Below are 25610 nucleotides of genomic sequence, written 5' to 3'. Positions count from 1 at the left end.
TAATAAATATTCAAACAAAGTACTTTTATTTCAAACCACTTAGCACTAAAACAGGAAAACTAGCAATGTAAAAATCACGCTTTAAAATGCTGTTTTTTTCCCACATTTTATTAAAAAAACCACGTTTACGTCTAACTACACAAAGTAAATCTGGATTTACTGCTTGATGATGCTCTAAAACACCTTGGTATGTCGTTGCATTTTCTGTTTCAACTTTATGATCAATTAAACTATCAAGTTGGTTATTTACTACAAAATCTTCGGTTTTATTAAAAGAAGTTTTTACAAGTAATAAATTTAAAGAAGCATTAAAATGTTCTTTTATATTAATTAAAGGTTTTAAAGCATCAACCTTTTGTATTACTGTAGATTTTAGTGCAAATAAGACAGAGTGAATAGGCTCAAACACATAGTTTTCAGGAACTATAATAGCAGGTATATTGGTTTGCTTAATGATTTTACCAGAAGTTTTGCCTAAATACACATCGTCTTTATCAGAGTTTGTTCTTGGCTCAACTAACAACAAGTCAATATTTAAATTAGAGCAGACGTCATTTAATGTTTTAATTAACTTTCCTTTTAAAGCCTTAACCTCAATATCTACATTTTTAGTATCTAATTTTGAAACTAATTCATTTAAAAAATCTAAACTGTCACGTTCTAAAATCTCATCTACCTTAGTCATTGATCCTGACATGGTGTATACATTATAAATTTGTACAATATATAATTTAGCCTCAAACTGTTCTGCAAAATCAACTGCATATTGTAAATGACTTTGAGCGTTTTGAGAAGATCCTACTGCAACTAAAATAGAGTTCATAAAATATGTGTTTAGAATACAAAAATAGAGAAATTAATTAAGTTAATTTAAACCAAAGTTTTACGACCTTTACATCTTAACATTCAGTTTACATTTTGAGTCTTTCCATAAGTATAAAACATATAAATAAATTGGCTATTCCAGCTTTAATTGCTGGCATATCAGAGCCCATTTTATCATTAACAGATGCTGCTGTTGTGGGTAATATTCCTGCCAATGCAACAGTATCTTTAGCTGCTATTGGTATTGTAACCACATTTTTATCAATGTTAATTTGGGTTTTAGGGCAAACGCGTAGCGCTATTTCTTCAATAATATCACAACATGTTGGAGCTAATAAATTAGAGCAAGTCAAAAATTTACCAGCTCAAGCTATTTTAATAATCACCACTTTAAGTTTAATTATAATTGCAACCACCTACCCTTTTGCCTCACAAATATTTAAACTATATAATGCCTCTGGTTTAATTTTAGACTATAGTGTGAACTATTATAAAATCCGTGTATTTGGATTTCCGTTTACATTATTTGTTATAGCAGTGTTTGGCACTTTTAGAGGTTTACAAAACACTTTTTACCCAATGATAATAGCTATTATTGGAGCTAGTTTAAATGTAATTCTAGACTTTGTATTGGTTTATGGTATTACAGACCTAATACAACCAATGCATATTAAAGGTGCGGCTTATGCAAGTGTGATAGCACAAATTATAATGGCTATAATGTCAGGTTATTTACTGTTAACCAAAACCTCAATTCCTTTACGTGTTACGTTTCCGTTTAATAAGCAAATCAACAATTTTGCTTTAATGATATTAAACTTATTTGTACGCACATTAGCACTAAACATAACCTTATATTTTGCAACAAAATATGCGACAAGTTATGGCGAAAACTACATTGCAGCTTACACAATTGCTATTAATTTATGGTTTTTAGGCGCTTTTATAATAGACGGTTATGCAAGTGCTGGTAATATTTTATCTGGCAAATTATTAGGCGAAAAAAGCTATAATTTATTAATACAACTTAGCAACACTTTAATTAAAATAGGAATACTACAAGGTATTGTAATAGCTGTTTTAGGTACCATTTTTTATTACCCAATAGGACAGATTTTTACAAAAGAACCCGAAGTTTTAAATCAATTTTACAATATATTCTGGATCGTATTAGCCATGCAACCACTATGTGCATTAGCCTTTATTTTTGACGGAATGTATAAAGGTTTAGGTCAAATGAAAGTTTTACGAAACCTATTATTAATATCCACAATATTGGTTTTTATACCTGTATTATTAATAACAGATTATTACAATTTAAAACTAACAGGAATTTTTATAGCTTTTACCTTTTGGATTATAGCTCGTGGTGTACCGTTAATTATATATTTTAGAAAACAATTTTTACCACTTACTTAAAACACGTAACTTTACAACATAAATTTAACAAAAAATGTTGTTAGCACTACTGCAAGTAAATATTGAAGAAAAAATTAAAAACGCTCCAAATGACAACTATCAAATTGGTATTTTAATTGGATCCTATTTACCATTAATTGCGTTAGTAATAATAGCTTATTTGTTATATAGATATAATAAAAACCGAAACAAAGCACAATAAAACATGAGCGATTTACTTTTTCCACTACTAGCACTATTTGTTATCATAGCCTACTTTTATAACAAGTTTCGTAATCGTAGATAATTAACGCGTTTTAAGCCAACCAGTAATACTTAATCTTTTAGTATGTACTGGTTTGACTTCGTGTTCTAAAATTTGGCTTTCAAAAATTACAACACGACCAGGAAAAGGATAAATAACGCGCTCTACTTCTTTACCATTTTTGTTTAAATACAACACTAATTCTCCACCATTTTCAGGTAACCAATCTTCATGATTTAGATAACATACAAAAGACAATTTACGTCTATCATCATTTTTAAACGTATCCAAATGACGCTTATAAAATGTACCTTTGGGGTAAATCGCATAATGAAACTCTTTATGTAAAATCCCTAAAAAGCATGTCTTATTTAAGTAATCAACTAGACTATTAATTTTACTAAAAAACAAAGTCTCGGCTATATTAGCCTTAACCTCATCAATCCATAAAATAACATCACCTCTAATAGATTTAACAATAAGTTCATCAAATTTATTACCTATAGCAGCCTTTTTAAAAGCATCTTCCTCATATTTTTCAGTAATAGACGCACGCAAAACACTTACATCCTCAGTACTAAAAAAATCATCAATAATTGCAAATTGTTGACTAGCAATATCACTAATAATACGTTCATACTGTACGTTTTCAACAAAATCTAAAGCCTCAAAAAGCTGACTCATAATGGTCTAAAATTTAAAAAAGTGCGCAAATGTAATCTATTAACCCTTCGCTTTTACAAAATCAATATCTTTGCACAATAAATAATTAAGTCAATGAGCAATATTCGCATAACAAAACAATTTACTTTCGAGACAGGACACGCATTATATGGTTATGACGGAAAGTGCAAAAACGTCCATGGACACAGCTACAAACTAGACGTTACAGTAATAGGCACACCAATATCTGATAAAAACAATGTTAAATTTGGAATGGTAATAGACTTTACAGATTTAAAAAAAATAGTAAAAGAAGACATCGTAGATGTTTTTGATCACGCCACTGTATTTAACAAAAACACACCACACGTTGAGCTAGCCAAAGAGCTTCAAGACAGAGGACACAATGTATTATTAGTAGACTATCAACCAACTAGTGAAATGATGGTTATAGATTTTGCCAAAAAAATCCAAGACAGACTACCAAACGACATTAAATTACACTCACTAAAACTATCCGAAACCGCAACCAGTTACGCGCAATGGTATGCCAGTGATAACCAATAAATAATTTGGGCGTTACCACAAGGGTCGCGCTATCACTACTCGCTCTCTGCGAGGAGCTCAAACAAACCGTTCTATCGCTAACGCACACACCAGCCAAAAACAAACCTAAAACACTAAATAAGTATCTTTGCCATATGCAGATTCCAAAAGGAAAAAAAATATATTTTGCCTCAGACAACCATTTAGGAGCACCAACACAAGCGCAATCCTTACCACGTGAAAAAAAGTTTGTAGCATGGCTAGATATGGTTAAACAAGATGCAGCAGCAATATTCTTACTAGGAGATATGTTTGATTTTTGGATGGAATACAAACGGGTTGTACCAAAAGGATTTACAAGAACCTTAGGTAAACTAGCCGAAATTAGTGATTCCGGAATACCAATCTACTACTTTGTAGGTAACCATGACCTTTGGATGAATGGTTATTTTGAAGAAGAATTAAACATACCAGTATACCATAAACCACAAGAGTATACCTTTAATAATAAAACCTTTTTTATAGGTCATGGTGACGGTTTAGGACCAGACGACAAAGGCTATAAACGCATGAAAAAAGTGTTTACAAATCCAATTGCAAAATGGTTATTTCAACGCTTACTACATCCAGATTTTGCATTACGATTAGGACAGTATATGTCTGTAAAAAATAAAATGATTTCTGGAGACGACGATGCTAAATTTTTAGGAAATGATAAAGAGTGGTTAGTCCAATACTGCAAACGCAAACTAGAAACTAAACATCGTGATTTTTTTGTCTTTGGGCACAGACACTTACCTTTAAATATAGACTTAGGTAACCAATCAAAATATGTAAATTTAGGTGACTGGATTCAGTATTTTACCTACGGAGTTTTTGATGGTAAAAACATGGAGTTAAAAGAGTATTAATGCTCTTCCTTTTCGTGCTCTTCAACATCTTTTGTTAAATCAAGATCACGAAGTGGTTGATTTTTAACACCAATTATAGCAACAATTATAAGTGTAGCTGTCCCACCAAATATTACTGCTAATGGAGCACCTAAAAGTTTGGCAGCAATACCACTCTCAACAGCTCCTAACTCATTAGACGACCCAACAAACATCGAGTTAACTGCACCTACACGACCTCTCATATGATCTGGCGTCTTTAATTGCAGAATAGTTTGTCTTACTACCATTGAGATTCCGTCAAAAACACCTGCTAAAAACAACATTAAAACACTAAGCCACATTAATTTTGAAGCACCAAAAACTATCATACAAATCCCAAAACCAAAGATAGAAACCAGTAACTTTTTACCTGTGTTTTTTGTTATAGGAATGTAAGTTGTCGCCAACATTGTCAAAATACTTCCTGAGGATAATGCAGCATTTAAAATACCTAAACCTTTTGGCCCAGCATCTAAAATATCTTTTGCAAAAACTGTAAAAATAGCGACAGCTCCTCCAAACAAAACAGCAATCATATCTAATGTTAATGCACCTAAAACCACCTTGTCGTTAAACACAAAACTAAGTCCTGCTTGTAAGCTTTCTTTTACTGTTTCTTTATTTCCGCTATTTAAAATTGGCTTTTTATTAATTAAAAACACCAATACTAAGGACAACATTACTAAAAAGAATATAATACCAAGTGTATGATGTACACCAATCCAAGCTATTAAAAATCCTGCAGATAAAGCTCCAAAAACACTTGCTCCTTTCCATGTACTACTACTCCATGTTGCTGCATTAGGATAAATCTTTTTAGGCACAAGTAAGGCTATCAAAGAAAAAATAGTTGGACCAAAAAAGGCTCTTAAAACACCTCCAAAAAACACCAATGCATAAATACTATATAAAATAGTTGGCATTTGCCAAGTGGCTTCAATAGTATTGGAGGTCAACCAAAACAGTCCAAAGCTAATTAAAGAAAATAGCGTAATACAAAGTGCAAATAGATTTCGTTTTTCTTTTTTATCTACAATATGTCCAGCAAAAGGAGCAAGAAAAAAAGCTGGCAAAAACTCGCATAAACCAATAATAGCAAGACTTAATTTATTATTAGTCATAGAGTAAACTTGCCATTCTATTACCACAAATTGCATAGACCAACCAAAGACTAAGGCAAATCTTACTAATAAAAAGATATTAAACTCTCTTATTCTTAATGCTGCGTAAGGATCATTTTTAGCCATATTATTCTTTTATATCTCTAATTTTTAATTGCAAGGACACGTTTCCATTCCAATGGTTTTCATCTACTGAATAAACAGCCTTAAATAATTGTCTATTCTTAATTAAATGTAATCTATCTCCTAGATTAAAACCAATACAAACAAATTTTTCAGGTCCAGATTGTGTCGCTGTAAACCTAATGTGCTTATCGTCTTCACCAACACACTTACCATAACCTGTATCTTTTAAATTTTCGGTCATAAAAACTGGTGACATATTTCCTGGACCAAATGGAGCAAATTGACTAATTATACGCCAAAATTTATCTGTAATATCTCCTAATTCTAATTGGCTGTCTATTTTTATTTCTGGAGTTAATAATTGCCTGTCAATTGTCTTGCTAACCTGATCTTCAAACGCTTGCTTAAAGGCTTCGTAATTTTCTTCTTTGAGCGTTAAACCAGCTGCATACATATGTCCTCCAAATTGCTCGATATGTTCAGAGCATGCTTCTAAAGCATTATAAACATCAAAACCAGTAACAGATCGTGCAGAAGCTGCTAGTTTATCTCCACTTTTAGTAAATACTAAGGTTGGTCTGTAATACGTTTCAATTAATCTTGAAGCAACAATACCAATCACGCCTTTATGCCAATCTTCTTGATAGACAACAGAAGCCAACCTATCTTCTTCTTTATTTTGTTTAATTTGTTCTAAAGCTTCAACAGTTATAATCTTATCAGTTTCTCGTCTATCGGAATTAAATTCTTCAATTTCTGCAGCATAAGTTATAGCTGCATCTAAATCCATTTGTGTTAATAAGTCTACTGCATATTGACCATGTTTCATACGTCCTGCAGCATTAATACGTGGTGCAATTGTAAACACGACATCTGTAATGGTTAACGTCTCTTTTTTTAATTGATTGATAATTGCTTTAAAACCTGCTCTTGGGTTTTGATTAACGACTTGTAAACCAAAATAAGCCAATACACGGTTTTCTCCTGTTATTGGTACAATATCTGCACCAATTGCTGTAGCTACTAAATCTAAATATGGAATTAAATCTTGTATTGTTTCGTCTGAAGTTTCAGCTAATGCTTGTATTAATTTAAATCCAACACCACAACCACACAATTCTTTATATGGATAATTACAATCGCTTTGTTTTGGGTCCAAAACAGCAACTGCATTAGGCACTTGACTTCCTGGTCTGTGGTGATCACAAATTATAAAATCAATACCCTTTTTTTCCGCGTAAGCGATTTTATCTATTGCTTTTATACCACAATCTAATGCAACAATTAGTGTAAAACCATTGTCTTCTGCAAAATCAATTCCTTTATATGAAATCCCATAACCTTCATCATATCTATCAGGAATATAAGTTGCTATGTTAGGTGTTTTGGTCTTTAAATAAGAAGACATTAGTGCTACCGAAGTTGTACCATCTACGTCATAATCGCCATAAACCATTATATTTTCTCCTGCTTTAATAGCTGCTTCAATTCTTGCTACAGCCTTATCCATATCCTTCATTAAATAAGGATCATGAAGTTGGTTTAAATTAGGTCTAAAAAAGGTTTTTGCGTCTTCAAAATTAGTAATACCACGTTGCACCAAAAGTTTAGCTATGGCTTGATCTACATTTAAAGCCTCTTGCAATTGCTTGACAGTTTCAGGATTAGGTTTTGGTTTTAAAGTCCAGCGCATGTAGTCAAATTAAAAAGGGTGTAATTGCTTTAGCAAATTTAATTGTTATGAAATATTATATTAATCTTCACGTCTGCAAATTGTCTAAACATTTCCATGACTCCACAATATTTTTCGGCAGACAAATCAACCGCTTTTTTAATTTTAGACTCGTTTAAATCCTTACCTGTAAAATGATAATCTATTGTTACTGTGTGATATGTTTTTGGATGCTCATCTGTTAATTGTCCTTCAACAACCATTTTATAATCATCAACCTCAACTTTCATTTTTTCTAAAACAGAGACTACATCTAAGCCAGAACAACCTGCTAATGATGATAACATTAAGGCTTTTGGAGATAATCCTTCACGTTCTTGACCTTCTACATCTGTATCCATCATTACATGATGACCACTTGGGTTATCAGAATCAAATAACATATTCCCTTTCCAATTGGTTGTAATTTTATGCGACATAATTAAATTATTTTTCGTTTATTGATATCAATCAAAAATACTATTTAAAAACGAAAAAACGATGCCATTAGTAACACCTTTAACAGCAGATCACGATTTAGAAACTAAAGAATTGGCTACATTCTTTAACGAAACCCTTGGGTTTTGTCCAAATTCTGTCTTAACCATGCAACGTAGACCTGCTATTAGTAAAGCCTTTATCAATTTAAACAAAGCTGTAATGGCTAATGAAGGTCGAGTAACCTCTGCTTTAAAACGAATGATTGCTTGGGTTAGTAGTAATGCCACAGGATGCAGATATTGTCAAGCTCATGCTATTAGAGCTGCAGAACGCTATGGAGCAGAGCAAGAACAGTTAGACAACATTTGGGAATACCGTACACATCCTGCTTTTAATGATGCAGAACGTGCTGCTTTAGATTTTAGTTTGGCTGCAAGTCAGATACCTAATGCTGTAGATAGTGATATACAAAAGCGTCTACACGACCATTGGGATGAAGGAGAAATAGTAGAAATGCTAGGTGTGATTTCGTTATTTGGATACCTTAATAGATGGAACGATAGTATGGGAACAACTTTAGAGAATGGTGCTATTGATAGCGGAAACCAATATTTAGGAAAACATGGGTTTGAAGTTGGAAAACATGCTTAATTAAACAAATTTACTTTTACAATAAAAGCCTTGTTAGTACTAACAAGGCTTTTTTGATTTTTATTAATATCTATTTTTTAGTTAATGGATCGTTTTCAAAATCCAAACCTTCAAAACCTGTTTTTATAAAATTTCTTATGTTTTGGTGTCCTGATCCACTTGGGTCTTTCAATACCTCATCAAAATAATATTGACCAAAACAGGCTAAAGTTTCGGTTTTAGATAAATTTTCTGCTTTAGCAAATGCAAAAACTTTACATGAACCTGAATTTTGTCCTTCGGCATTTTGTAACGTACCGTTTGTGAATGCTGTTGGTGTAAAATTAAAGTAAGTGTCCACTACGTCCATTGTTTCCGCGAAAGCGATAGTATTAGGAGCTGTTTTTAATTTTGTTTTAAACTCTTGAATGGTCATTTTTTAATATAATTTATTTAGATTTTCCTGCTACAACTATAACTATTTCACCTTTTGGCGGTTTATTGGTATAATGTTCTAATACTTGTTTTGCTGTACCACGAATGGTTTCTTCATATAATTTGGTTAATTCTCTAGAGACTGATACTGGTCTGTCCTCTCCAAAATACTCGCAAAAATGTCCTAATGTTTTATTTAGTTTATGTGGACTTTCGTAAAAAATGATAGTTCTGGTTTCTTCGGCTAAAAGTTTTAATCTGGTTTGACGTCCTTTTTTAACTGGTAAAAACCCTTCAAAAACAAACTTATCGTTAGGAAAACCACTGTTGACCAATGCTGGTACAAATGCTGTTGCACCTGGTAAACAGTCTACTTCAATATCATGCTCTACGCAAGCTCTAGTTAATAAAAAACCTGGATCTGATATTGCTGGTGTGCCTGCATCACTAATTATTGCAATGGTTGTACCTGCTTTTAATTTTTGTATTAAGCTGTCTACCGTTTTATGCTCATTATGCATATGGTGACTTTGCATTTGTGTTGTGATTTGGTAGTGCTTTAATAATTTTCCTGAGGTACGTGTATCTTCAGCTAAAATTAAATCGGCAGCATATAAAACTTCTATTGCTCTAAAAGTCATGTCTTTAAGATTGCCAATAGGTGTTGGGACTATGTATAATTTACTCATTTTCAATTAAATCAGATTCAAATTTACAATCTTTTTGATATATAAGAAGCAACCTTTTGCTAAATTAGACATCTATTAATTAACCAAACAAAAATGAAAAACTCGCTATTCTTCATCTTTTTATTAATATCTAATTTTTTATCTCAAGCACAAAGCACAGATTTATCTATTGTGGTTGAGGCTCAAGATTTATCAGGTAACGCTCTGTCTCTGGCTAATATCTATCAAGAGTTCCAATATATAATTACTGTTTTTAATTCTGGTAGTAATGTTAGCAATGCTACGTTTAATCAAATAATTGACAATAGCGTTGCCATACAAAGCTATACTAGCATAAATCAGACTGGTGGAGCAAGTCCAATAAATCCAATAACTATAACCGGAAATACTATTGATGCAACTATTGCTAGTTTACCTTCTAATAGTAGTGTAGCTTTAAAAGTAATTGTGAGAGTGCCTTTAGGTTCTGGTGGTATTGCGACTAATGTTAATGTTTTTCCGCCTGACGGAACAACAGACAGTGATACGTCTAATAATACTTCTATTATATCTATTGATATTGTTGAAATCCCTATAGATTTTACAGTTACTTACAACCAAATTAATCCAACTGCTGGAAACAGTATTAATAACTGGAACGAATCTATAACCTACCAATTTACGATCACTAATAATAGCAGTGTAAGCTACCCTTTGATGGGTTTTAAAAATATATTTACCAATAATCTGAGTACATTTTATGGTTACCCATACTTACAACTTTTAAGTGTTAATTGTACTTCTGCTTCTAACGGAATGAATTGTATTGATACCTCAAACCTAAATGGTAATCCAACTTATCTATCTTCATCTTTAGAATTATTTAATTACACCTCAGCAATCGAGTTTTTACCTGGAGGATCTATGGTTTTTGAAATGGAAGTTTTATTTCTGGACCCTTATTGCGCTACCATATTGTCTGATTTAGATTTGTCTAGTTTTGTTGAATTAACTTTAAGTCCCTCTGACATCAACCAATCACCTAATCAATCTAACAGTATAAACAATATTTTACTAGAATCTTTTATATGTCCTGAAGCAGATTTATGTATTTCTACAGTACAAACTAATCCGGACGCTACTCAAGAAGTTAGCTGGAATGAAGAAGTTACTTTTGTTACTGATGTTTGTAATATGGGTCCAGAGGATGCGTATATGCGTTTCTTTTTACAAAATTTAACTTCAGATGTAAATTGGCAAATCCAATCTATTACTTGTAATAGCACTACTGGCATGATTTCTTGTACTGACTTTACACTTAGTGATCAAAATTCTTTCTGGGAAAGTAGTGAGTTTATACTACCTGCTAACTCTACTATAACAGTTACTACAGTTGCAATATTTTTTGAACCAGACTCTTGTACTCCTACAACAGAAGACTACACCAATGTGCATATTAGAAGTGGTGTAAATTTATTAGACAACAGTATTATAGACCCTAATATCACTAATGATTATGATAGTGATTTTGTTTTACTTCCTCCTTTACCTTTATGTGATGTAGAAGAATTTGCAGATTTATCAATTACTAAAACACAAGTTAACCCAGAATTACCTGCTGGTATAAATAATGACAATACTATTGAATGGGGAGAAGTAACCTATAATGTTGTTGCAACAAATAATAGTAATGAGGATACAATAATAGAGTTATCTGATTTTTTAAATGATGGATCACCAGGAACATTGGTATCTGTTACTTGTTTAGAAACAACAGGAACTGCTTCTTGCTATACTATAGTTAATGAGAATGTTGGTGTTTTTATGGATGGTATTCCTGAAGATGGAGTTAATGATGTGTTTTGGCAAATTACTGCTGATGAAAATGTAACACTTCCTGCACAAAGCTCTATAACTTACCAAGTGGTTATAGATTGGGCTCCAGAATGCACAACAAATGATATCACTGTCAGAAACAACGCTACAATAGCTAGTGTTGACAACCCAAATGAAATTAATACAAGTGATAATACTGTTATGGTTGTTACCTATATGGCTCCTTGTATAGATATTTTAGTACAGACATATCCTGAGTTTACTTCGGTTGATGTGGATACTGCATTTAATTGGATTATAGATATTACCAACAGTAATTCTGGCTCAAGTGCTACTAATATCGATTTTGAAGATGTTTTAGGACCACAATTTACCATAAACGGATCACCAAGTTGCAACGTTACAGTAGCTACAGCAAGTTGCACACCAACATTAACCGTTTCTGGTAATACCGTAAATGGAATTATACCTATTATGGAAGCAGGATCTACAATACAAATAGTTATACCTGTTTTAGCTCCAAGTTTTGGTGGTGCTTTTACCAATACTGCACAAGCTATAGGTAATAGTAATGAAAATAACGAGCTAACACCAGAAACCAATTTGTCTATTAGTAATATGCAAGTTATAGCTCCTACAGTACTTAAAACGTTTACTCCAGATCAAATTATTGTAGGACAAGAAAGCACCTTGACATTTACTGTTTTTAATATTTCTGGTAATGCATCGCAATCCAATATAGCGTTTACAGACAATCTACCTACAGGTATGACAATAGCTGGACCAGTTAATTGGTCAGAACAAAATGGTTGTTCAGCAACTTTTAATAGTAATATAGGTGACACAAGTTTTAACGTTACTAATTTAACATTTCCTAATGGAGTTGAAAGCTGCACTTTTGAGGTTATTGTTACATCAAATACTGAAGGCGAATTTATAAACAACAGTACTAATTTTAGTGATTTAAATAATATAGATAGCGCTTTAGCTAATGCAACATTAACTGTATTAGAGGACAATACTGATGTTGACATACAGATATTAAAATCTGTAACACCATCTGAAGCCTCAATAGGAAATACAGTACAGTTTACTATTGCTGCCACCAATTTAGGAACTACAAATGCAACAAATATTGAAATTTTAGAGATGCTTCCTTTAGGCTACGCGTTTATTTCTGCTCAGACAAGCATGGGTAGTTACAATAATATTGACAACTTATGGAGTCTAAGTAACTTGCTTCCTAATCAATCCGAAACTTTAACCTTAAATGCCCAAGTTGTGTCATCAAACGACTTATTAAATCAGGCTAGTTTAGTTAGTGTCTCAGAGGTAGATAGAGATGATAGTAATAATGAAGATCAAGCCGAAGTTAATGTTAACAACTGTTTAAATATACCAAGCGGTTTTTCACCAGGTAACGATGCAACAAATGATACCTTTAAAATCCCTTGTATTGAAGACTATCCTTATAGCAGTCTAAATATTTATAATAGATACGGAACATTAGTATACCAAAATAATAACTACAACAACACCTGGAACGGAATGCCAAATTCTGGTCCTTTAAACCAAAATAGAAAACTACCCATAGGTACCTATTATTATGTTTTTACCATAAAAGCAATAACCAAACCCTTTGTAGGATATGTGTATTTAAACTACTAATTTTTTATCACGCGCTTCTTTACCTAAAAAATATGATATCAACACCAAAAATATTGTAAAAAATGACATTCCCAACAAACCATGCCCTGCATTATAATGTGCAACAGTTGCTAATACTACATCAAAGAAAAAACCTGCATAAGCCCATTCTGTAAGCCATATATTTTTACGCAATAAAATTATTACAACGCCTAAAACTTTAATAATAGCTAGTGGTATTACAATGTAAGTTGGGTAGTTTAAACTTTCAAAAAAGCCCTCTACCATTTTAGTATTAAAAAAATACATTTGTGCAGAGTATATAAATATTCCACAAACTAAAATTGTAGATATCCAATATATAATGGATTTTATAGAGGTTTGTTTCATGTCGGTGTTGTGTAACGTTTTTTATTTCAGTTTGTTAAATATGTTGATTTTTAATTCTTCAACAGAAATATTATACTTCTCAAAATTATTTTCTAAAATATCAATGTATCTTTCATCTGTGCAACTAACATATTTTATAGCCTGTTTATATACTAAAGTATCAACCATAAGTCTTAAATAAGCAGGGAATTTTTCTCTTCTGTTAGTTTTTATAAATAACCTATTTCCAGACAAAGGAAAAAGGTAATCATCTTCATAGACTTTTGGCATTACATTTTTTTCGAAAATCACAGGATTATCAGAACATAAGTATGGAAACTTGTCCGTACTTTCTATAATTGTGTATGGTGTTCTACATTCAAATCCTCTCATCGAGTCCATTAAAGAATTATAATACTTGTATACATTTAAAAATTGTTCGCTATTTTTTAATTCCTCTTCAAGTTTTTTGTCATTAATTCCTTTTTTGTCTTTTATTGCTAATCCTAAAGTGTTTAAATTATTGTTTTTTATGAAGTCTTTTAGTTCTTCTTTTCTATGAGGTAAACGCCAATACATTAAACTTACAAAGTGATTAAGAGCAGGCATATCATCTTCGTCTACATTGAAACGGTTATCATTGTTAGAGGAATTAATTTTGTCGATAAGTTTTGCTGCATTATTATCAAAATGGCTATAATGTTCAGTTTCCAAAAAATCTGTTTCAGATTCATTGAATTTTATTGTGTTACCATCTTTTTCAAAAAAGTAAGATTCTGGTGAAAATTCCTTTCCATTTTTAATAAATCTTTTTTCTTGAACATTATATATTTTAAACTTATTTGATTCTTTGGTAAAACCTTTTAAGTAAAAAACTGGTAAATAATGATGTCTCCAAGATTGATTTTTCATTCTAATTGCAATGGTTGGGGCAAATGTTACACAACGTTATGTATTGTAGACTAATTAATTATTCAAACCTAGAAGCTATGATTGCCATAAAACGGATTTCATAATCTTCTTTTCCTATCCAGTTATTGTATTCTGGTTTAACAACGTTATTTATTAAATTATTAGCTTCATCTAAAGAGGTTGATGTATTTAATTGTGATAATACTCGGTTATAATCATCTGGTTCACCATCAAACAAATGCTTGATAAACGCTAATTTATCATTTAGTCCAATATTTAATCCTGACTTAAGTTTATCGTTTAAACTCTTTTTTTCGTCTGCCAAAGATTTTATAACTGGTTCAAATACAGGAGTATCTCCAAAGTTTGAAGTAATGTCTTCAAAATCATTTTTTTCAAATTCTTTTTTAGGGATAACCGACTCAATTAACGAATCTACTTGATGGGTCTCCTCAGGCATTTGCGCAACTATATCTTTAATTTTTTCCATTAATGGCTCTGTGATTTCTTCGCCTTCGTCTTCATCTAAATGGACATACGTTTTATTATCCACTTCAATATTATCGCTAATTTTATTATTAAATGCAGAATCTAACATATCAAAAAACGAAGAGTCATTACCAATTGTTGGTAAGGTATCGTCTAGATTTTCGCTAGCAAATTTTAAAACAGTAAGTTTTTCATACAAAGCAGCAACCTCAGCATGCATTTTGTTAACATCATCTTTACCACCTAGTTTTAGAATTCTATGAGCAATACTCATTAGCTCTGCTTCCAATTTCTTCTTCATGGTTTTATTTTTTTTATATTTTTTTTCAATTTATTGCAAGTTGGCCTTTTGATTTTTAATAAATTTGACCCACCTTTATATAAAACGTGAATGCTTTACGTTTTAGTGCTAAATTTACAAAATGTTTCTTGAAAATACAGTAAATCAAAAAGAACAATTTGGATGGATTGAAGTCATCTGTGGATCAATGTTTTCTGGTAAAACTGAAGAGTTAATCCGTAGGCTTAAGCGAGCCCAATTTGCAAAACAAAAAGTAGAAATCTTTAAACCTGCAATTGATGTGCGTTATGATGAAGAGATGGTCGTATCCCATGACTCTAACGAAATTAGATCCACACCTGTACCTGCTGCTGCCAACATACCAATATTAGCCGACGGTTGTGATGTTGTTGGTATAGACGAAGCGCAATTTTTTGACGATGGGATTGTTAGAATATGTAATGACCTTGCCAATAAAGGGATAAGAGTTATTGTTGCTGGATTAGATATGGACTTTAAAGGTAATCCATTTGGGCCAATGCCAAACCTAATGGCAACTGCAGAATATGTTACAAAAGTACACGCTGTATGCACCAGAACTGGTAATCTTGCACAATATAGCTTCAGAAAATCTGCTAATGACAGCCTAGTATTATTAGGCGAAACTGATGAGTACGAACCTTTAAGCAGAGCTGCTTATTACAAAGCAACAATGCGAGAAAAAATTAAAAATATTAATGTTGAAGATCCTCAACAAATAGATACAAATCCAGAAGCATCTAATGGATAACGTCCAAGAAACTATTCTAGAAATAGATTTAAAAGCACTACAACACAATTTTAAGTATCTAAAATCTAGACTACATAATAACACCAAGTTTTTAGCAGTAGTTAAAGCCTTTGCTTATGGTAGTGATGCTGCTGAAGTAGCCAAATATCTTGAACAATTAAATATAGACTATTTTGCTGTAGCCTATACCTATGAAGGTGTTGCTTTGCGTGATGCAGGTATCACAACACCCATTTTAGTGTTACATCCTCAACCTATAAGTTTTGATGACATTATTAAACGATGTTTAGAACCTAGCATATATTCTCAACGTGTTTTAGATTTATTTATCGCTTCCGCAGAAATCCATAAACAACATAACTATCCTGTTCATTTAAAATTTAACACAGGTTTAAACAGACTAGGATTTGGGCAAAAAGACATACCAAAAATAGCACAAGCTTTATCTAAAACCGAAGCGATTAAAGTAACTAGCTTATTTTCTCATTTAGCCGAAAGTGAAGTACTTGATGATACAGATTTTACAAAATCACAAATTGAAAGCTTCACTAAAATTTATAAAGATGTTTATGCAACTTTAAGCTATAAACCATTTTTACACATTTGTAATACTTCTGGAATTATAAATTATCCAGAAGCACATTTTGACATGGTAAGAAGTGGGATTGGGTTAAACGGTTTTGGAAACGACCCAGAAGTTAACAAACACCTAAAACCTATAGCTGCATTAAAAACAAACATTTCTCAAATTCATCATATAAAAAAAGGTGAAAGTTTAGGTTATAACAGAGCCTTTATCGCTCAAGAAGACACCAGGACAGCAACCCTACCATTAGGTCATGCAGACGGGATTAAAAGACAATATGGAAACAAAAAGGGCTTTGTTACCATAAATAATCAAAAGGCTTTTATACTAGGTAATGTTTGTATGGACATGATAATGGTTGATGTTACTAATATTAAATGTAAAGAAGGAGATCAAGCAATTATTTTTGACGACAAACATACTGCCGAGGATTTAGCAGGACAAGTCAACTCCATTTCATACGAATTACTTACAGCTGTATCTCAACGAGTAAAACGTGTCATACGTCGATAACAATTTGTTAGTCGACCAATGATTTTGCTTGTTTTGTTAAAATTTTAACTAAATTCGAAGTAATTAATATTAACTAACAATTTAAATTTTAAAATTATGCTTAAAGAATTTAAGAATTTTATCATGACAGGAAACGTAATTGAATTTGCGGTTGCTGTAATTATGGCTGGAGCCTTAGGACAAGTAATTAATGGATTTGTAAATAACATTGCAATGCCATTTGTAGGTCACTTTGCAGGAGGTATTGATTTTGCAGCAAAAAAACTTGTACTTGATGAAGCTGTAGTAGATGCTGCTGGTGTAGTTACAAAACCAGAAAATGCAATCATGTATGGTACTTGGATTAACACAATTATTAACTTATTAATTGTAGGATTTATAATGTTTTTAATTGTTAAAGCTTACAATAAAACTAAAAAACCAGTTGAACCAGCTGCACCTGCAGGACCAACTGACAACCAATTATTAATGGAAATTAGAGATGCTTTAAAAAAGTAATCTAAATTTTATTATTATCACTAAAAACCGATTTTTAATTAAAATCGGTTTTTTTATGTCTTTTTTTTACGAAAAAATTAAGACTTTTTATATTTTTAAATACTCTAAATACGCTAATTTTAACCTTTAATTTAATTAGTATTTAAAATGAGAGTAGCAGTAGTTGGAGCAACCGGAATGGTTGGCGAAGTAATGCGTAAAGTATTAGAAGAAAGACAGTTTCCTATAACAGAATTTATTCCTGTAGCGTCAGAACGCTCAGTAGGAAAATCCATTGCGTTTAACGGTAAAGATTACACCATAGTAAGCTTAAAAGATGCAGTAAATGCCAAACCTGATATTGCTTTATTTTCTGCAGGTGGAAGTACATCTTTAGAATGGGCTCCAAAATTTGCAGAAGTTGGAACCACTGTAATTGATAATTCTTCGGCTTGGAGAATGGACGAAAACAAAAAATTAGTCGTTCCAGAAATTAATGCTAATCAGTTAACAAAAGACGACAAGATTATTGCTAACCCAAACTGCTCTACCATTCAAATGGTAATGTGCTTAGCTCCTCTTCATGAAAAATATAAAATTAAACGTATTGTAGTTTCTACATATCAATCTATTTCTGGTACAGGTGTTAAAGCTGTTCAGCAATTAGAAAACGAATTAGCTGGTGTTGACGGAGAAATGGCTTACCATTATCCAATATTTAAAAATGCAATTCCACATTGTGATGTTTTTGAAGACAATGGTTATACCAAAGAGGAATTAAAACTGGTCAATGAAACCAGAAAAATATTAAACGATAATACTATTGCTGTTACAGCAACAGCTGTTAGAATACCTACAGCTGGAGGTCATAGTGAGTCTGTAAATATTGCTTTTGAAAACGATTATGATTTGACAGAAGTAAGAGAATTACTAAGTCAAACAGATGGTGTTGTAGTACAAGACAATGTAGACGTAAACACCTATCCAATGCCACTTTATGCCAATGGTAAAGACGAGGTTTTTGTAGGTCGTATTAGACGTGATTTATCTCAAGAAAACTCAATTAACATGTGGATTGTTAGTGACAATTTACGTAAAGGTGCTGCTACAAATACAGTACAAATAGCCGAATATTTAGTTAAAAATAAATTAGTGTAAACACTACACATATTTTCTGTAATTTATTAAAAAGCGTTTGTTTTAGTTAACAAACGCTTTTTTGTTTAAATTTATGATCACAACCAAAACGTATTTTAAAAATGAAAAAAATAGCACTTGGCTTATTAACATTGTCCATAATTATGTCCTGTAAAGAAGAACAAAAACCACAAAAACAAACCAAAAGAGATATAGTTGTAAACTACCCTACTACAAACAAAGTAGATACTGTTACTAATTATTTTGGTACAGACGTAAAAGATCCTTACAGATGGCTAGAGGACGACAGAAGTCCAGAAACTGAAGCTTGGGTAAAAGCAGAAAACAAAGCAACACAAGACTACCTAAAAAACATTCCGTACAGAAAAGAATTAAAACAACGCCTTGAAAAGCTATGGAATTACGAAAAAATAGGAGCTCCTTTTAAAGAAGGAGACTACACTTATTTTTACAAAAATAACGGACTACAAAACCAATATGTAATTTATAGATACAAAACAGGCGAAGACCCAAGTAACGCAACAGTATTTTTAGATCCAAACACATTTAAAGAAGACGGAACTATTTCTTTAGGAGGTACAAGTTTTTCTAAAAACGGAAAGATTTTAGCGTATTCAATCTCTGAAGGAGGAAGTGATTGGCGTAAAATTTTAGTAATGGATGTTGAGTCAAAACAAATTATTGAAGACACTTTAGTAGATATTAAATTTAGCGGAATGTCTTGGTACAAAAACGAAGGTTTTTACTACTCAAGCTATGACAAACCAAAAGGGAGTGAATTATCTGCAAAAACAGATCAACACAAAGTATATTACCATAAACTAGGGACACCTCAAAAAGAAGATCAATTAATTTATGGTGGTACAGAAGATGAAAAACATAGATACATTTATGGAAGTGTTACTGAAGATGACAAATATTTAATTATTTCTCCAAGAGTTTCAACCTCTGGAAACAAATTATTAATTAAAGATTTAACAGAACCTAATAGTAACTTTAAAACAATTCTTAATCATACAGATAGTGACACTTACATTATCGAAAACGAAGAAAGTAAGCTGTTTATAGTAACAAATTTAGAGGCTCCAAACCAGAAAATAGTAACTGTTGACGCTGCAAACCCAACTCCAGAACATTGGGTAGATTTTATACCAGAAACTAAAAATGTTTTAAGTCCTTCTACTGCTGGTGGATACTTTTTTACAGAATATATGGTTGATGCAGTATCAAAAGTAATGCAGTATGATATGACAGGAAAATTAATAAGAGAAGTTAATTTACCTGGCATTGGTAGCGCTGGAGGTTTTAGTGCTAAAAAAGAAGACACTAATTTATACTACTCATTTACCAATTACGTTACTCCTGGAAGTATCTATAAATATAATATTAAAGAAGGCTCATCAGAATTATATCGTAAACCAGACATAGATTTTAATCCAGAAAATTACGAAAGTAAACAAGTATTTTATGCTTCAAAAGATGGAACAAAAGTACCAATGATTATTACACATAAAAAAGGTTTAGAACTTGACGGAAAAAATCCAACAATTCTTTATGGATATGGTGGGTTTAACGTTAGTCTAACACCAAGTTTCAGTATTGCTAATGCTGTTTGGATGGAACAAGGTGGTATATACGCAGTGCCAAATCTTCGTGGTGGCGGAGAATATGGAAAGGCTTGGCATGATGCAGGAACTCAATTAAAAAAACAAAACGTTTTTGACGATTTTATTGCTGCTGCAGAATTTCTTATTGATAACAAATATACTTCTTCAGACTTTTTAGCTATTAGAGGAGGATCAAATGGTGGTTTATTGGTTGGTGCAACCATGACACAACGTCCAGATTTAATGAAGGTAGCTATACCTGCTGTAGGTGTTTTAGATATGCTACGCTATCATACATTTACCGCTGGAGCAGGTTGGGCTTATGACTATGGTACAGCAGAGGACAATAAAGAAATGTTTGACTACTTAAAAGGTTACTCTCCTGTACACAATGTAAAAGAGGGTGTGCAATATCCTGCAACTATGGTCACCACTGGTGACCATGATGACAGAGTAGTACCTGCGCATAGTTTTAAGTTTGCTGCAGAATTACAAGCTAAACAAACAGGAACAAACCCAACATTAATTAGAATTGAAACTGATGCTGGTCATGGTGCAGGAACACCTGTTAGTAAAACCATAGAGCAGTATGCAGATATTTATGGTTTTACTTTATATAATATGGGATTTGATGTTCTTCCAACAGAAATTGAAGAATTTAAAGACTAATAACCAATACGTTAATAAAAAAAGGTGACTAATATTTTCTATTTGTCACCTTTTTTTATATTTGTTAAACCTTAACTAACCCAAATAATAATACTGATGAAAAAAACCATCCTACTGGTCTGTTTCGCAATTACATGTTTAAACATCAAAGCACAAAAAGCAGATGTAAAAACAAAAGAAATTAAAGCTACTTTTGAACAGCCAGAATTTCTTAAAAACATTAAAACTTACAGTTATACTATACAAGATGATGGTACCTACTGGAACTACACACCCACAGCACAAAACCCAACGTTAGCATCAAATACTGATGGTATAAATCTTAGTGGATTAGAACGTGTAAAAGATAGTGCTGACTTACAAATTGTTGTTGGTTTTTCAGGAAATCAATTAAAAACCAGTCCTGCTTTATACGTTTTACAAGGTACTTATCACATTATGGTACTAAATAAGAATAACAAATTATTGTTAACCATAGAAGAATCTGTTGAAAAAAATGTTAATGCAGGAGACAATAGATACAGCATAACAAACCGAGACTCTAGAAACATAACTAAAGCCCTTATTGTAACAGAACATGTAGAAAAACTTTTAAAGGAATACGAACATTTATTTTCAGGTACTGCAGACTTAAAAGTACCTTTTGGACTATTTAAGAAAACTAAAGGTGGTGTAGCAGAAAGTTTTAATAAAACTTCAAAACCGTTAATAGACTCAATCATTTCAAACAGTAATAATATTGAAAATATAGATAAAGCCATTACTTATTGGACAGAGCAATTAGAAGTAGATTTTGGAAAAAAAGTAAAAGACAAAATTAAAAACCGAGTAATTTATGCCAACTTAACGTCGGCTAATTTACTTAAAAAAGATTTAGATGCTGCTCTAACTAATTTTGAACTTGTTAAGGAAAACACAGGCTTTTTTGACACTTGGACATCTAGCTACAAAACCATTTTTAATCGTTTTGAAAGCTTTAAAGCAATAGGCAATCCTGATAAGCTTACAACCATTAAGCTTACACCTACAAGTACATACCTTATAACACTTCCTGCTGGTAAATACACCTACAAAAGCAGAGAGGCAATTAATTATCATAAAATTGAAATTGAAAATTTTGTACCTAACGTAAAATCTGGAATAGCGTCTTTAGACTCAAAAGTAAAACCAAAAATTTACGTCTATGAAAACGAAACAAAAAAAATTCGTCATTTTGGAGATGGAAACAATACCATCGTTACAGATGAAGGTGAAAAAATTGTGTTTAAATTACACAAAGGAGAATATAAAGCCTGTACCAAACAGGACGATGGTACTTATAAAATCTATAATCGAAATACTATTATAAAATAGTATACTCTTTTTAAAAATTAAAAACCGCTCAAGTTAATGAGCGGTTTTTTTATGTTATTTTTGTTATATGCTTCAAGTAAAAAATCTTTCATTTTCATTTAAAAAAACTCCTGTTTTAATAGGTATTGATTTTACTGTAAAACAAGGTGAAAACGTCGCTATTATTGGCGAAAGTGGCTCAGGAAAAAGCACTTTATTAAATCTTATTTATGGCGAATTTGATTTAGAACAAGGTGAAATATTCTGGAATGAGCATCAAATTTTGGGACCAAAATATAACTTAGTTGTTGGTTACGAATTTATGAAATATGTCTCACAAGAATTTGACTTAATGCCTTTTATTACTGTTGAAGAAAACATAGGCAAACATCTTTCTAACTTTTTTCCTGAAGAAAAAAAAGCTCGTACTGCAGAACTTTTGGAAGTTGTAGAGCTAACAGAATTAGCAAAAACCAAAGTAAAAACCCTGAGTGGAGGACAAAAACAGCGTGTTGCTTTAGCACGTGCTTTAGCTAAACAACCAGAAATTATTTTATTAGACGAACCCTTTAGTCATATTGATAATTTCCAGAAACAATCTTTACGCAGAAATGTGTTTAAATATCTTAAAGACAAAAATATTACTTGCCTTGTTGCAACACATGACAAAGAGGACGTTTTGGGTTATGCAGATAGAATGATTGTTTTAAACAATCACAAAATAGCTGTTAACAACAGTCCTGAACAATTATTTTTAAATCCCGAAACACCTTTAATTGCTTCATTTTTTGGAGAATTTAATATAATAGACAATACTATTGTTTATGCACACCAATTAAAAATTGTTGAGCAATCAAATTTAAAAGCAACAGTTATTGAAAACTATTTTAAAGGTAGTTATTACTTGGTTGAAGCCTACTTAAACGACGACATAGTGTTTTTTGAATCAAAACACAAACAAGCTTTAAACAAAATTGTTCATCTTGAGATTTGCAAATAAGGTCAATTACCTCAACAACAAACGTGTAAAAACACAGTTAAATCTTAACAAGGCAAACCTTGAAATAAATGAATAATTAAAAATCTTCACGTTCAGCATATTGCAACCCTTCAGGTAATTCGATTGAAGAAAATTCTAAATGTAAAACTCGCCTTGATTTCTGAGAGGTTGTTTTTGATGAAGCGTGTAATAAAAAAGGTTTCATTAATTGAACACCTCCCGAATTAACTTCACTTAAAAAAGGAATTGAATTATTAGAAATCAATTTGATTTCTTCATCATTCAATCGTTTATTATGTGATCCAGGAATCACTTTTAAAGCACCATTTTTAACCGTAACATCATCTAAATGTATACGCATTGCAAACGTATTTTTAGATATTTTTTCAGGAGGACACACACTAACAACACCTTGTTTATTAGTCCAAGACTTAAAACCATCTATCTCTTTTTTTTCTAAAACATTTATTGGCACATCTTGATGCCAAGTGACATACCAATTATCATTAGTGGATTTATCAAAATAAATTGCTTTTGTTAAAAAAGCCCCTTTATCAATGGATTTAATAACTTTTATAAAATTTTTATTAAATAAAATAGCTTTTATTTCTGGTATCTTTTTAAGCACCTCACGCATTCCAAAAGAGGCTTCGTCATTAGACTTAAAATAAGCATCAAATTTTGCCTTTAATTTTCTAATGTCTCTTTTTGTATATACATGATTTAAAATTCCAAAACCTTTATATTCTAATCGTCTTGCAATAGTCCGTAAATTTTTGTCGCTAATTTCAGTTTCATAAGCATCAACAGCATTATATAACCGTTCTTTTATATTTCGTTTTAAACGTTCTGGAGCCAAAACTTTGATACCTTCACCTAAACCTAAAATATCTTTTTCTAACTCAAAATTTAACTGAACCATTAATGATATTGTGACACCATAATTATCACGACTAATTTCTTTTTGCGAGTGATGTAAAGGTTTTGTCAACACATAAGGCGCTTGCTTATGGGTAACATAAAGCAATACAGTTTCAGGTTTTAAATTTGGACTAACCGACACTCCAATAGCATTATTATAATATGTTTCAGAGTTAAAATTAGTGTCTAAAACAAATTTAACATCGCTTTTATCGACAGACAAAATTCGGTCTAAAGCCAAATTCATAATACCTTCATTTTTATTTCGTCTACCAATGACAAACCATCTATTTCTAAACTCTTTTAACAAATAAGGATAAAAAATAAACGTGCTTTCACTTCTAGCTTTAAAAGATTGATATGTAATATTTATTGTTTGTTTTTTTTGGATAAATTGATACAGTGTATCCAAAAACTCTAAGCCTTTTAAATTTTCATTTTTTTCAAAATCAATTAATGATTTTTCATGTGTCTTTTGTGTATAAACATGATCTTCTAACTTTTGAACCATACTACCCAATTCATTAAAATGAGAAAACCCTTGAAATTGTTTTAAAAACGAAACTGCTTCAGATAATTTTTCCAAATCATGGTTAGAAATTGGACTGTTTGTAATACTGTAATTAACATCTTCATACTTATAATATTTTCTGTTATAAACAACAATTGGTGCATTGTAACCTAATTTATCACTACGCATCATTTGTAAATCCAATTGCACTGTACGTTTACTAACATCTACATCTTTGCCTTCATAGTCATATAACGCATCAGAAACCGCTTCAATTAAATCATTAAGTGTCCATTGTTTAAATGTATTTTGAAGACATTTATCAATGGTTTTATATCTAATTAAAGCATTTTTATTAACTGCCATTTTAAAAAATATTTGCTCTAATTTATGACAAAATATTTAGTACGCAAATATATTGCGTAAACATGAAACACCTTCAACATCTAATTTTAAACAAAAATTTCTTGCTTTTTTCAAAAAAATATAATACTTCGTATTATGAGGCTAAATTTTAACCACTTAGAAAAATAAATTTGGAAAATTCGAAAATAAATGTAGATATTTGCAACGCATTTCAACCAAAACTAAGTTGAATTAAAAAATTAGAAACTATGAGTTTATTTATAACATATCAAAACGATCCAAAAGGAATTCTTCCTTTTGTGACGCTTCGTGATTATCGTTAGATAAACTTTTCAATTTTATAAATGAAACATCCGAAGCAACTTAAAAACTGTTTCGGATGTTTT

The 25610-nt window shown here is 31.5% G+C and carries 24 protein-coding genes; 13 read left to right on the top strand and 11 right to left on the bottom strand.

What is annotated here, in order from left to right; all coding sequences use genetic code 11:
• Window positions 1-25: 25 nt before the first annotated feature.
• Window positions 26-823, bottom strand: coding sequence for a universal stress protein (locus ITB9_RS11930; protein ID WP_028607183.1), 798 nt, complete (start codon window positions 821-823; stop codon window positions 26-28).
• Window positions 824-918: 95 nt separating this feature from the next.
• Here ITB9_RS11930 and ITB9_RS11925 point away from each other — a divergent pair, with 95 nt between their 5' ends.
• Both ITB9_RS11925 and ITB9_RS15665 read left to right on the top strand, forming a co-directional pair.
• The gene (locus tag ITB9_RS11925) at window positions 919-2244 is read left to right on the top strand and encodes an MATE family efflux transporter (RefSeq protein WP_054852413.1); all 1326 of its coding nucleotides are present in this window, start codon (window positions 919-921) and stop codon (window positions 2242-2244) included.
• 34 nt (window positions 2245-2278) lie between these two features.
• Entirely contained in the window at window positions 2279-2446 is a 168-nt protein-coding gene (locus tag ITB9_RS15665) for a hypothetical protein (protein ID WP_187294272.1), read from the top strand.
• Window positions 2447-2530: 84 nt separating this feature from the next.
• Here ITB9_RS15665 and ITB9_RS11920 read toward each other — a convergent pair whose 3' ends face one another.
• Window positions 2531-3172, bottom strand: coding sequence for a 2OG-Fe(II) oxygenase (locus tag ITB9_RS11920; RefSeq protein WP_054852412.1), 642 nt, complete (start codon window positions 3170-3172; stop codon window positions 2531-2533).
• A 93-nt stretch (window positions 3173-3265) separates the two neighbouring features.
• Here ITB9_RS11920 and ITB9_RS11915 point away from each other — a divergent pair, with 93 nt between their 5' ends.
• Both ITB9_RS11915 and ITB9_RS11910 read left to right on the top strand, forming a co-directional pair.
• A complete protein-coding gene (locus tag ITB9_RS11915) occupies window positions 3266-3718 on the top strand; it encodes a 6-carboxytetrahydropterin synthase (protein WP_028288972.1) in 453 nt (150 codons plus the stop codon).
• 134 nt (window positions 3719-3852) lie between these two features.
• Entirely contained in the window at window positions 3853-4608 is a 756-nt protein-coding gene (locus ITB9_RS11910; RefSeq protein ID WP_054852411.1) for a UDP-2,3-diacylglucosamine diphosphatase, read from the top strand.
• Here the strand turns inward: ITB9_RS11910 and ITB9_RS11905 are convergent.
• From ITB9_RS11905 to ITB9_RS11895, 3 genes are read right to left on the bottom strand one after another with little or no spacing between them, the layout of a single operon-like run.
• On the bottom strand, window positions 4605-5876 hold the full coding sequence (locus ITB9_RS11905) for an MFS transporter (RefSeq protein ID WP_054852410.1): 1272 nt from the start codon (window positions 5874-5876) through the stop codon (window positions 4605-4607). The two genes, ITB9_RS11910 and ITB9_RS11905, sit on opposite strands and share 4 nt — an antisense overlap.
• A gap of 1 nt (window position 5877) precedes the next feature.
• Window positions 5878-7569, bottom strand: coding sequence for a single-stranded-DNA-specific exonuclease RecJ (recJ, locus tag ITB9_RS11900; protein WP_054852409.1), 1692 nt, complete (start codon window positions 7567-7569; stop codon window positions 5878-5880).
• 38 nt (window positions 7570-7607) lie between these two features.
• Complete coding sequence (locus tag ITB9_RS11895; protein WP_028607189.1) at window positions 7608-8027, bottom strand: OsmC family protein; 420 nt, start codon at window positions 8025-8027, stop codon at window positions 7608-7610.
• Between the two features lie 61 nt (window positions 8028-8088).
• Between ITB9_RS11895 and ITB9_RS11890 the strand changes: the two genes are divergently transcribed.
• Window positions 8089-8679, top strand: coding sequence for a carboxymuconolactone decarboxylase family protein (locus ITB9_RS11890; protein ID WP_054852408.1), 591 nt, complete (start codon window positions 8089-8091; stop codon window positions 8677-8679).
• A gap of 70 nt (window positions 8680-8749) precedes the next feature.
• Here the strand turns inward: ITB9_RS11890 and ITB9_RS11885 are convergent, their stop codons facing one another.
• Complete coding sequence (locus ITB9_RS11885) at window positions 8750-9094, bottom strand: HopJ type III effector protein (RefSeq protein WP_054852407.1); 345 nt, start codon at window positions 9092-9094, stop codon at window positions 8750-8752.
• 13 nt (window positions 9095-9107) lie between these two features.
• A complete protein-coding gene (rsmI, locus tag ITB9_RS11880; protein WP_054852406.1) occupies window positions 9108-9782 on the bottom strand; it encodes a 16S rRNA (cytidine(1402)-2'-O)-methyltransferase in 675 nt (224 codons plus the stop codon).
• Window positions 9783-9875: 93 nt separating this feature from the next.
• Between rsmI and ITB9_RS11875 the strand changes: the two genes are divergently transcribed.
• Entirely contained in the window at window positions 9876-13265 is a 3390-nt protein-coding gene (locus ITB9_RS11875) for a gliding motility-associated C-terminal domain-containing protein (RefSeq protein WP_054852405.1), read from the top strand.
• On the opposite strand, the gene ITB9_RS11870 is transcribed toward ITB9_RS11875, so the two are convergent.
• Genes ITB9_RS11870 through ITB9_RS11860 form a run of 3 tightly spaced genes read right to left on the bottom strand, consistent with a single transcriptional unit; the run spans window position 13254 to window position 15315 of the window.
• On the bottom strand, window positions 13254-13634 hold the full coding sequence (locus ITB9_RS11870; RefSeq protein WP_054852404.1) for a DoxX family protein: 381 nt from the start codon (window positions 13632-13634) through the stop codon (window positions 13254-13256). The two genes, ITB9_RS11875 and ITB9_RS11870, sit on opposite strands and share 12 nt — an antisense overlap.
• A 21-nt stretch (window positions 13635-13655) precedes the next feature.
• On the bottom strand, window positions 13656-14525 hold the full coding sequence (locus ITB9_RS11865; RefSeq protein WP_054852403.1) for a DUF4238 domain-containing protein: 870 nt from the start codon (window positions 14523-14525) through the stop codon (window positions 13656-13658).
• A gap of 58 nt (window positions 14526-14583) precedes the next feature.
• The gene (locus tag ITB9_RS11860; protein ID WP_054852402.1) at window positions 14584-15315 is read right to left on the bottom strand and encodes a hypothetical protein; all 732 of its coding nucleotides are present in this window, start codon (window positions 15313-15315) and stop codon (window positions 14584-14586) included.
• A gap of 121 nt (window positions 15316-15436) precedes the next feature.
• On the opposite strand from ITB9_RS11860, the gene ITB9_RS11855 reads away from it, so the two are divergent.
• The 7 genes from ITB9_RS11855 to ITB9_RS11825 all read left to right on the top strand — a co-directional run bounded on the left by ITB9_RS11855 (window position 15437) and on the right by ITB9_RS11825 (window position 23426).
• A complete protein-coding gene (locus tag ITB9_RS11855; RefSeq protein ID WP_054852401.1) occupies window positions 15437-16084 on the top strand; it encodes a thymidine kinase in 648 nt (215 codons plus the stop codon).
• Entirely contained in the window at window positions 16077-17183 is a 1107-nt protein-coding gene (gene alr, locus ITB9_RS11850; protein WP_054852400.1) for an alanine racemase, read from the top strand. Before ITB9_RS11855 ends, alr begins: the two co-directional genes overlap by 8 nt.
• A 96-nt stretch (window positions 17184-17279) precedes the next feature.
• Entirely contained in the window at window positions 17280-17681 is a 402-nt protein-coding gene (gene mscL / locus ITB9_RS11845; RefSeq protein WP_054852399.1) for a large conductance mechanosensitive channel protein MscL, read from the top strand.
• Between the two features lie 147 nt (window positions 17682-17828).
• Window positions 17829-18818, top strand: a complete 990-nt coding sequence (locus ITB9_RS11840; RefSeq protein ID WP_054852398.1) for an aspartate-semialdehyde dehydrogenase — start codon at window positions 17829-17831, stop codon at window positions 18816-18818.
• Window positions 18819-18919: 101 nt separating this feature from the next.
• Window positions 18920-21094, top strand: a complete 2175-nt coding sequence (locus ITB9_RS11835; protein ID WP_054852397.1) for a prolyl oligopeptidase family protein — start codon at window positions 18920-18922, stop codon at window positions 21092-21094.
• A gap of 96 nt (window positions 21095-21190) precedes the next feature.
• Window positions 21191-22447 carry a hypothetical protein gene (locus ITB9_RS11830; protein WP_054852396.1) on the top strand — a complete coding sequence of 419 codons (1257 nt, stop codon included), beginning with the start codon at window positions 21191-21193 and terminating at the stop codon, window positions 22445-22447.
• Window positions 22448-22514: 67 nt separating this feature from the next.
• Window positions 22515-23426: an ABC transporter ATP-binding protein gene (locus tag ITB9_RS11825; RefSeq protein WP_054852395.1), complete on the top strand. Its 912-nt coding sequence runs from the start codon at window positions 22515-22517 to the stop codon at window positions 23424-23426.
• A gap of 76 nt (window positions 23427-23502) precedes the next feature.
• Here ITB9_RS11825 and ITB9_RS15895 read toward each other — a convergent pair whose 3' ends face one another.
• Entirely contained in the window at window positions 23503-25224 is a 1722-nt protein-coding gene (locus ITB9_RS15895; protein ID WP_054852394.1) for a WYL domain-containing protein, read from the bottom strand.
• Window positions 25225-25610: the final 386 nt, after the last annotated feature.

Origin of the sequence: Olleya sp. ITB9 (assembly GCF_001315805.1) — a bacterium.
In the GTDB taxonomy this organism is placed as follows: Bacteria; Bacteroidota; Bacteroidia; order Flavobacteriales; family Flavobacteriaceae; genus Olleya; species Olleya sediminilitoris.
The sequence above is the reverse complement of the archived record's forward strand: the minus strand, read 5'-3'. Positions and strand labels throughout refer to the sequence as shown.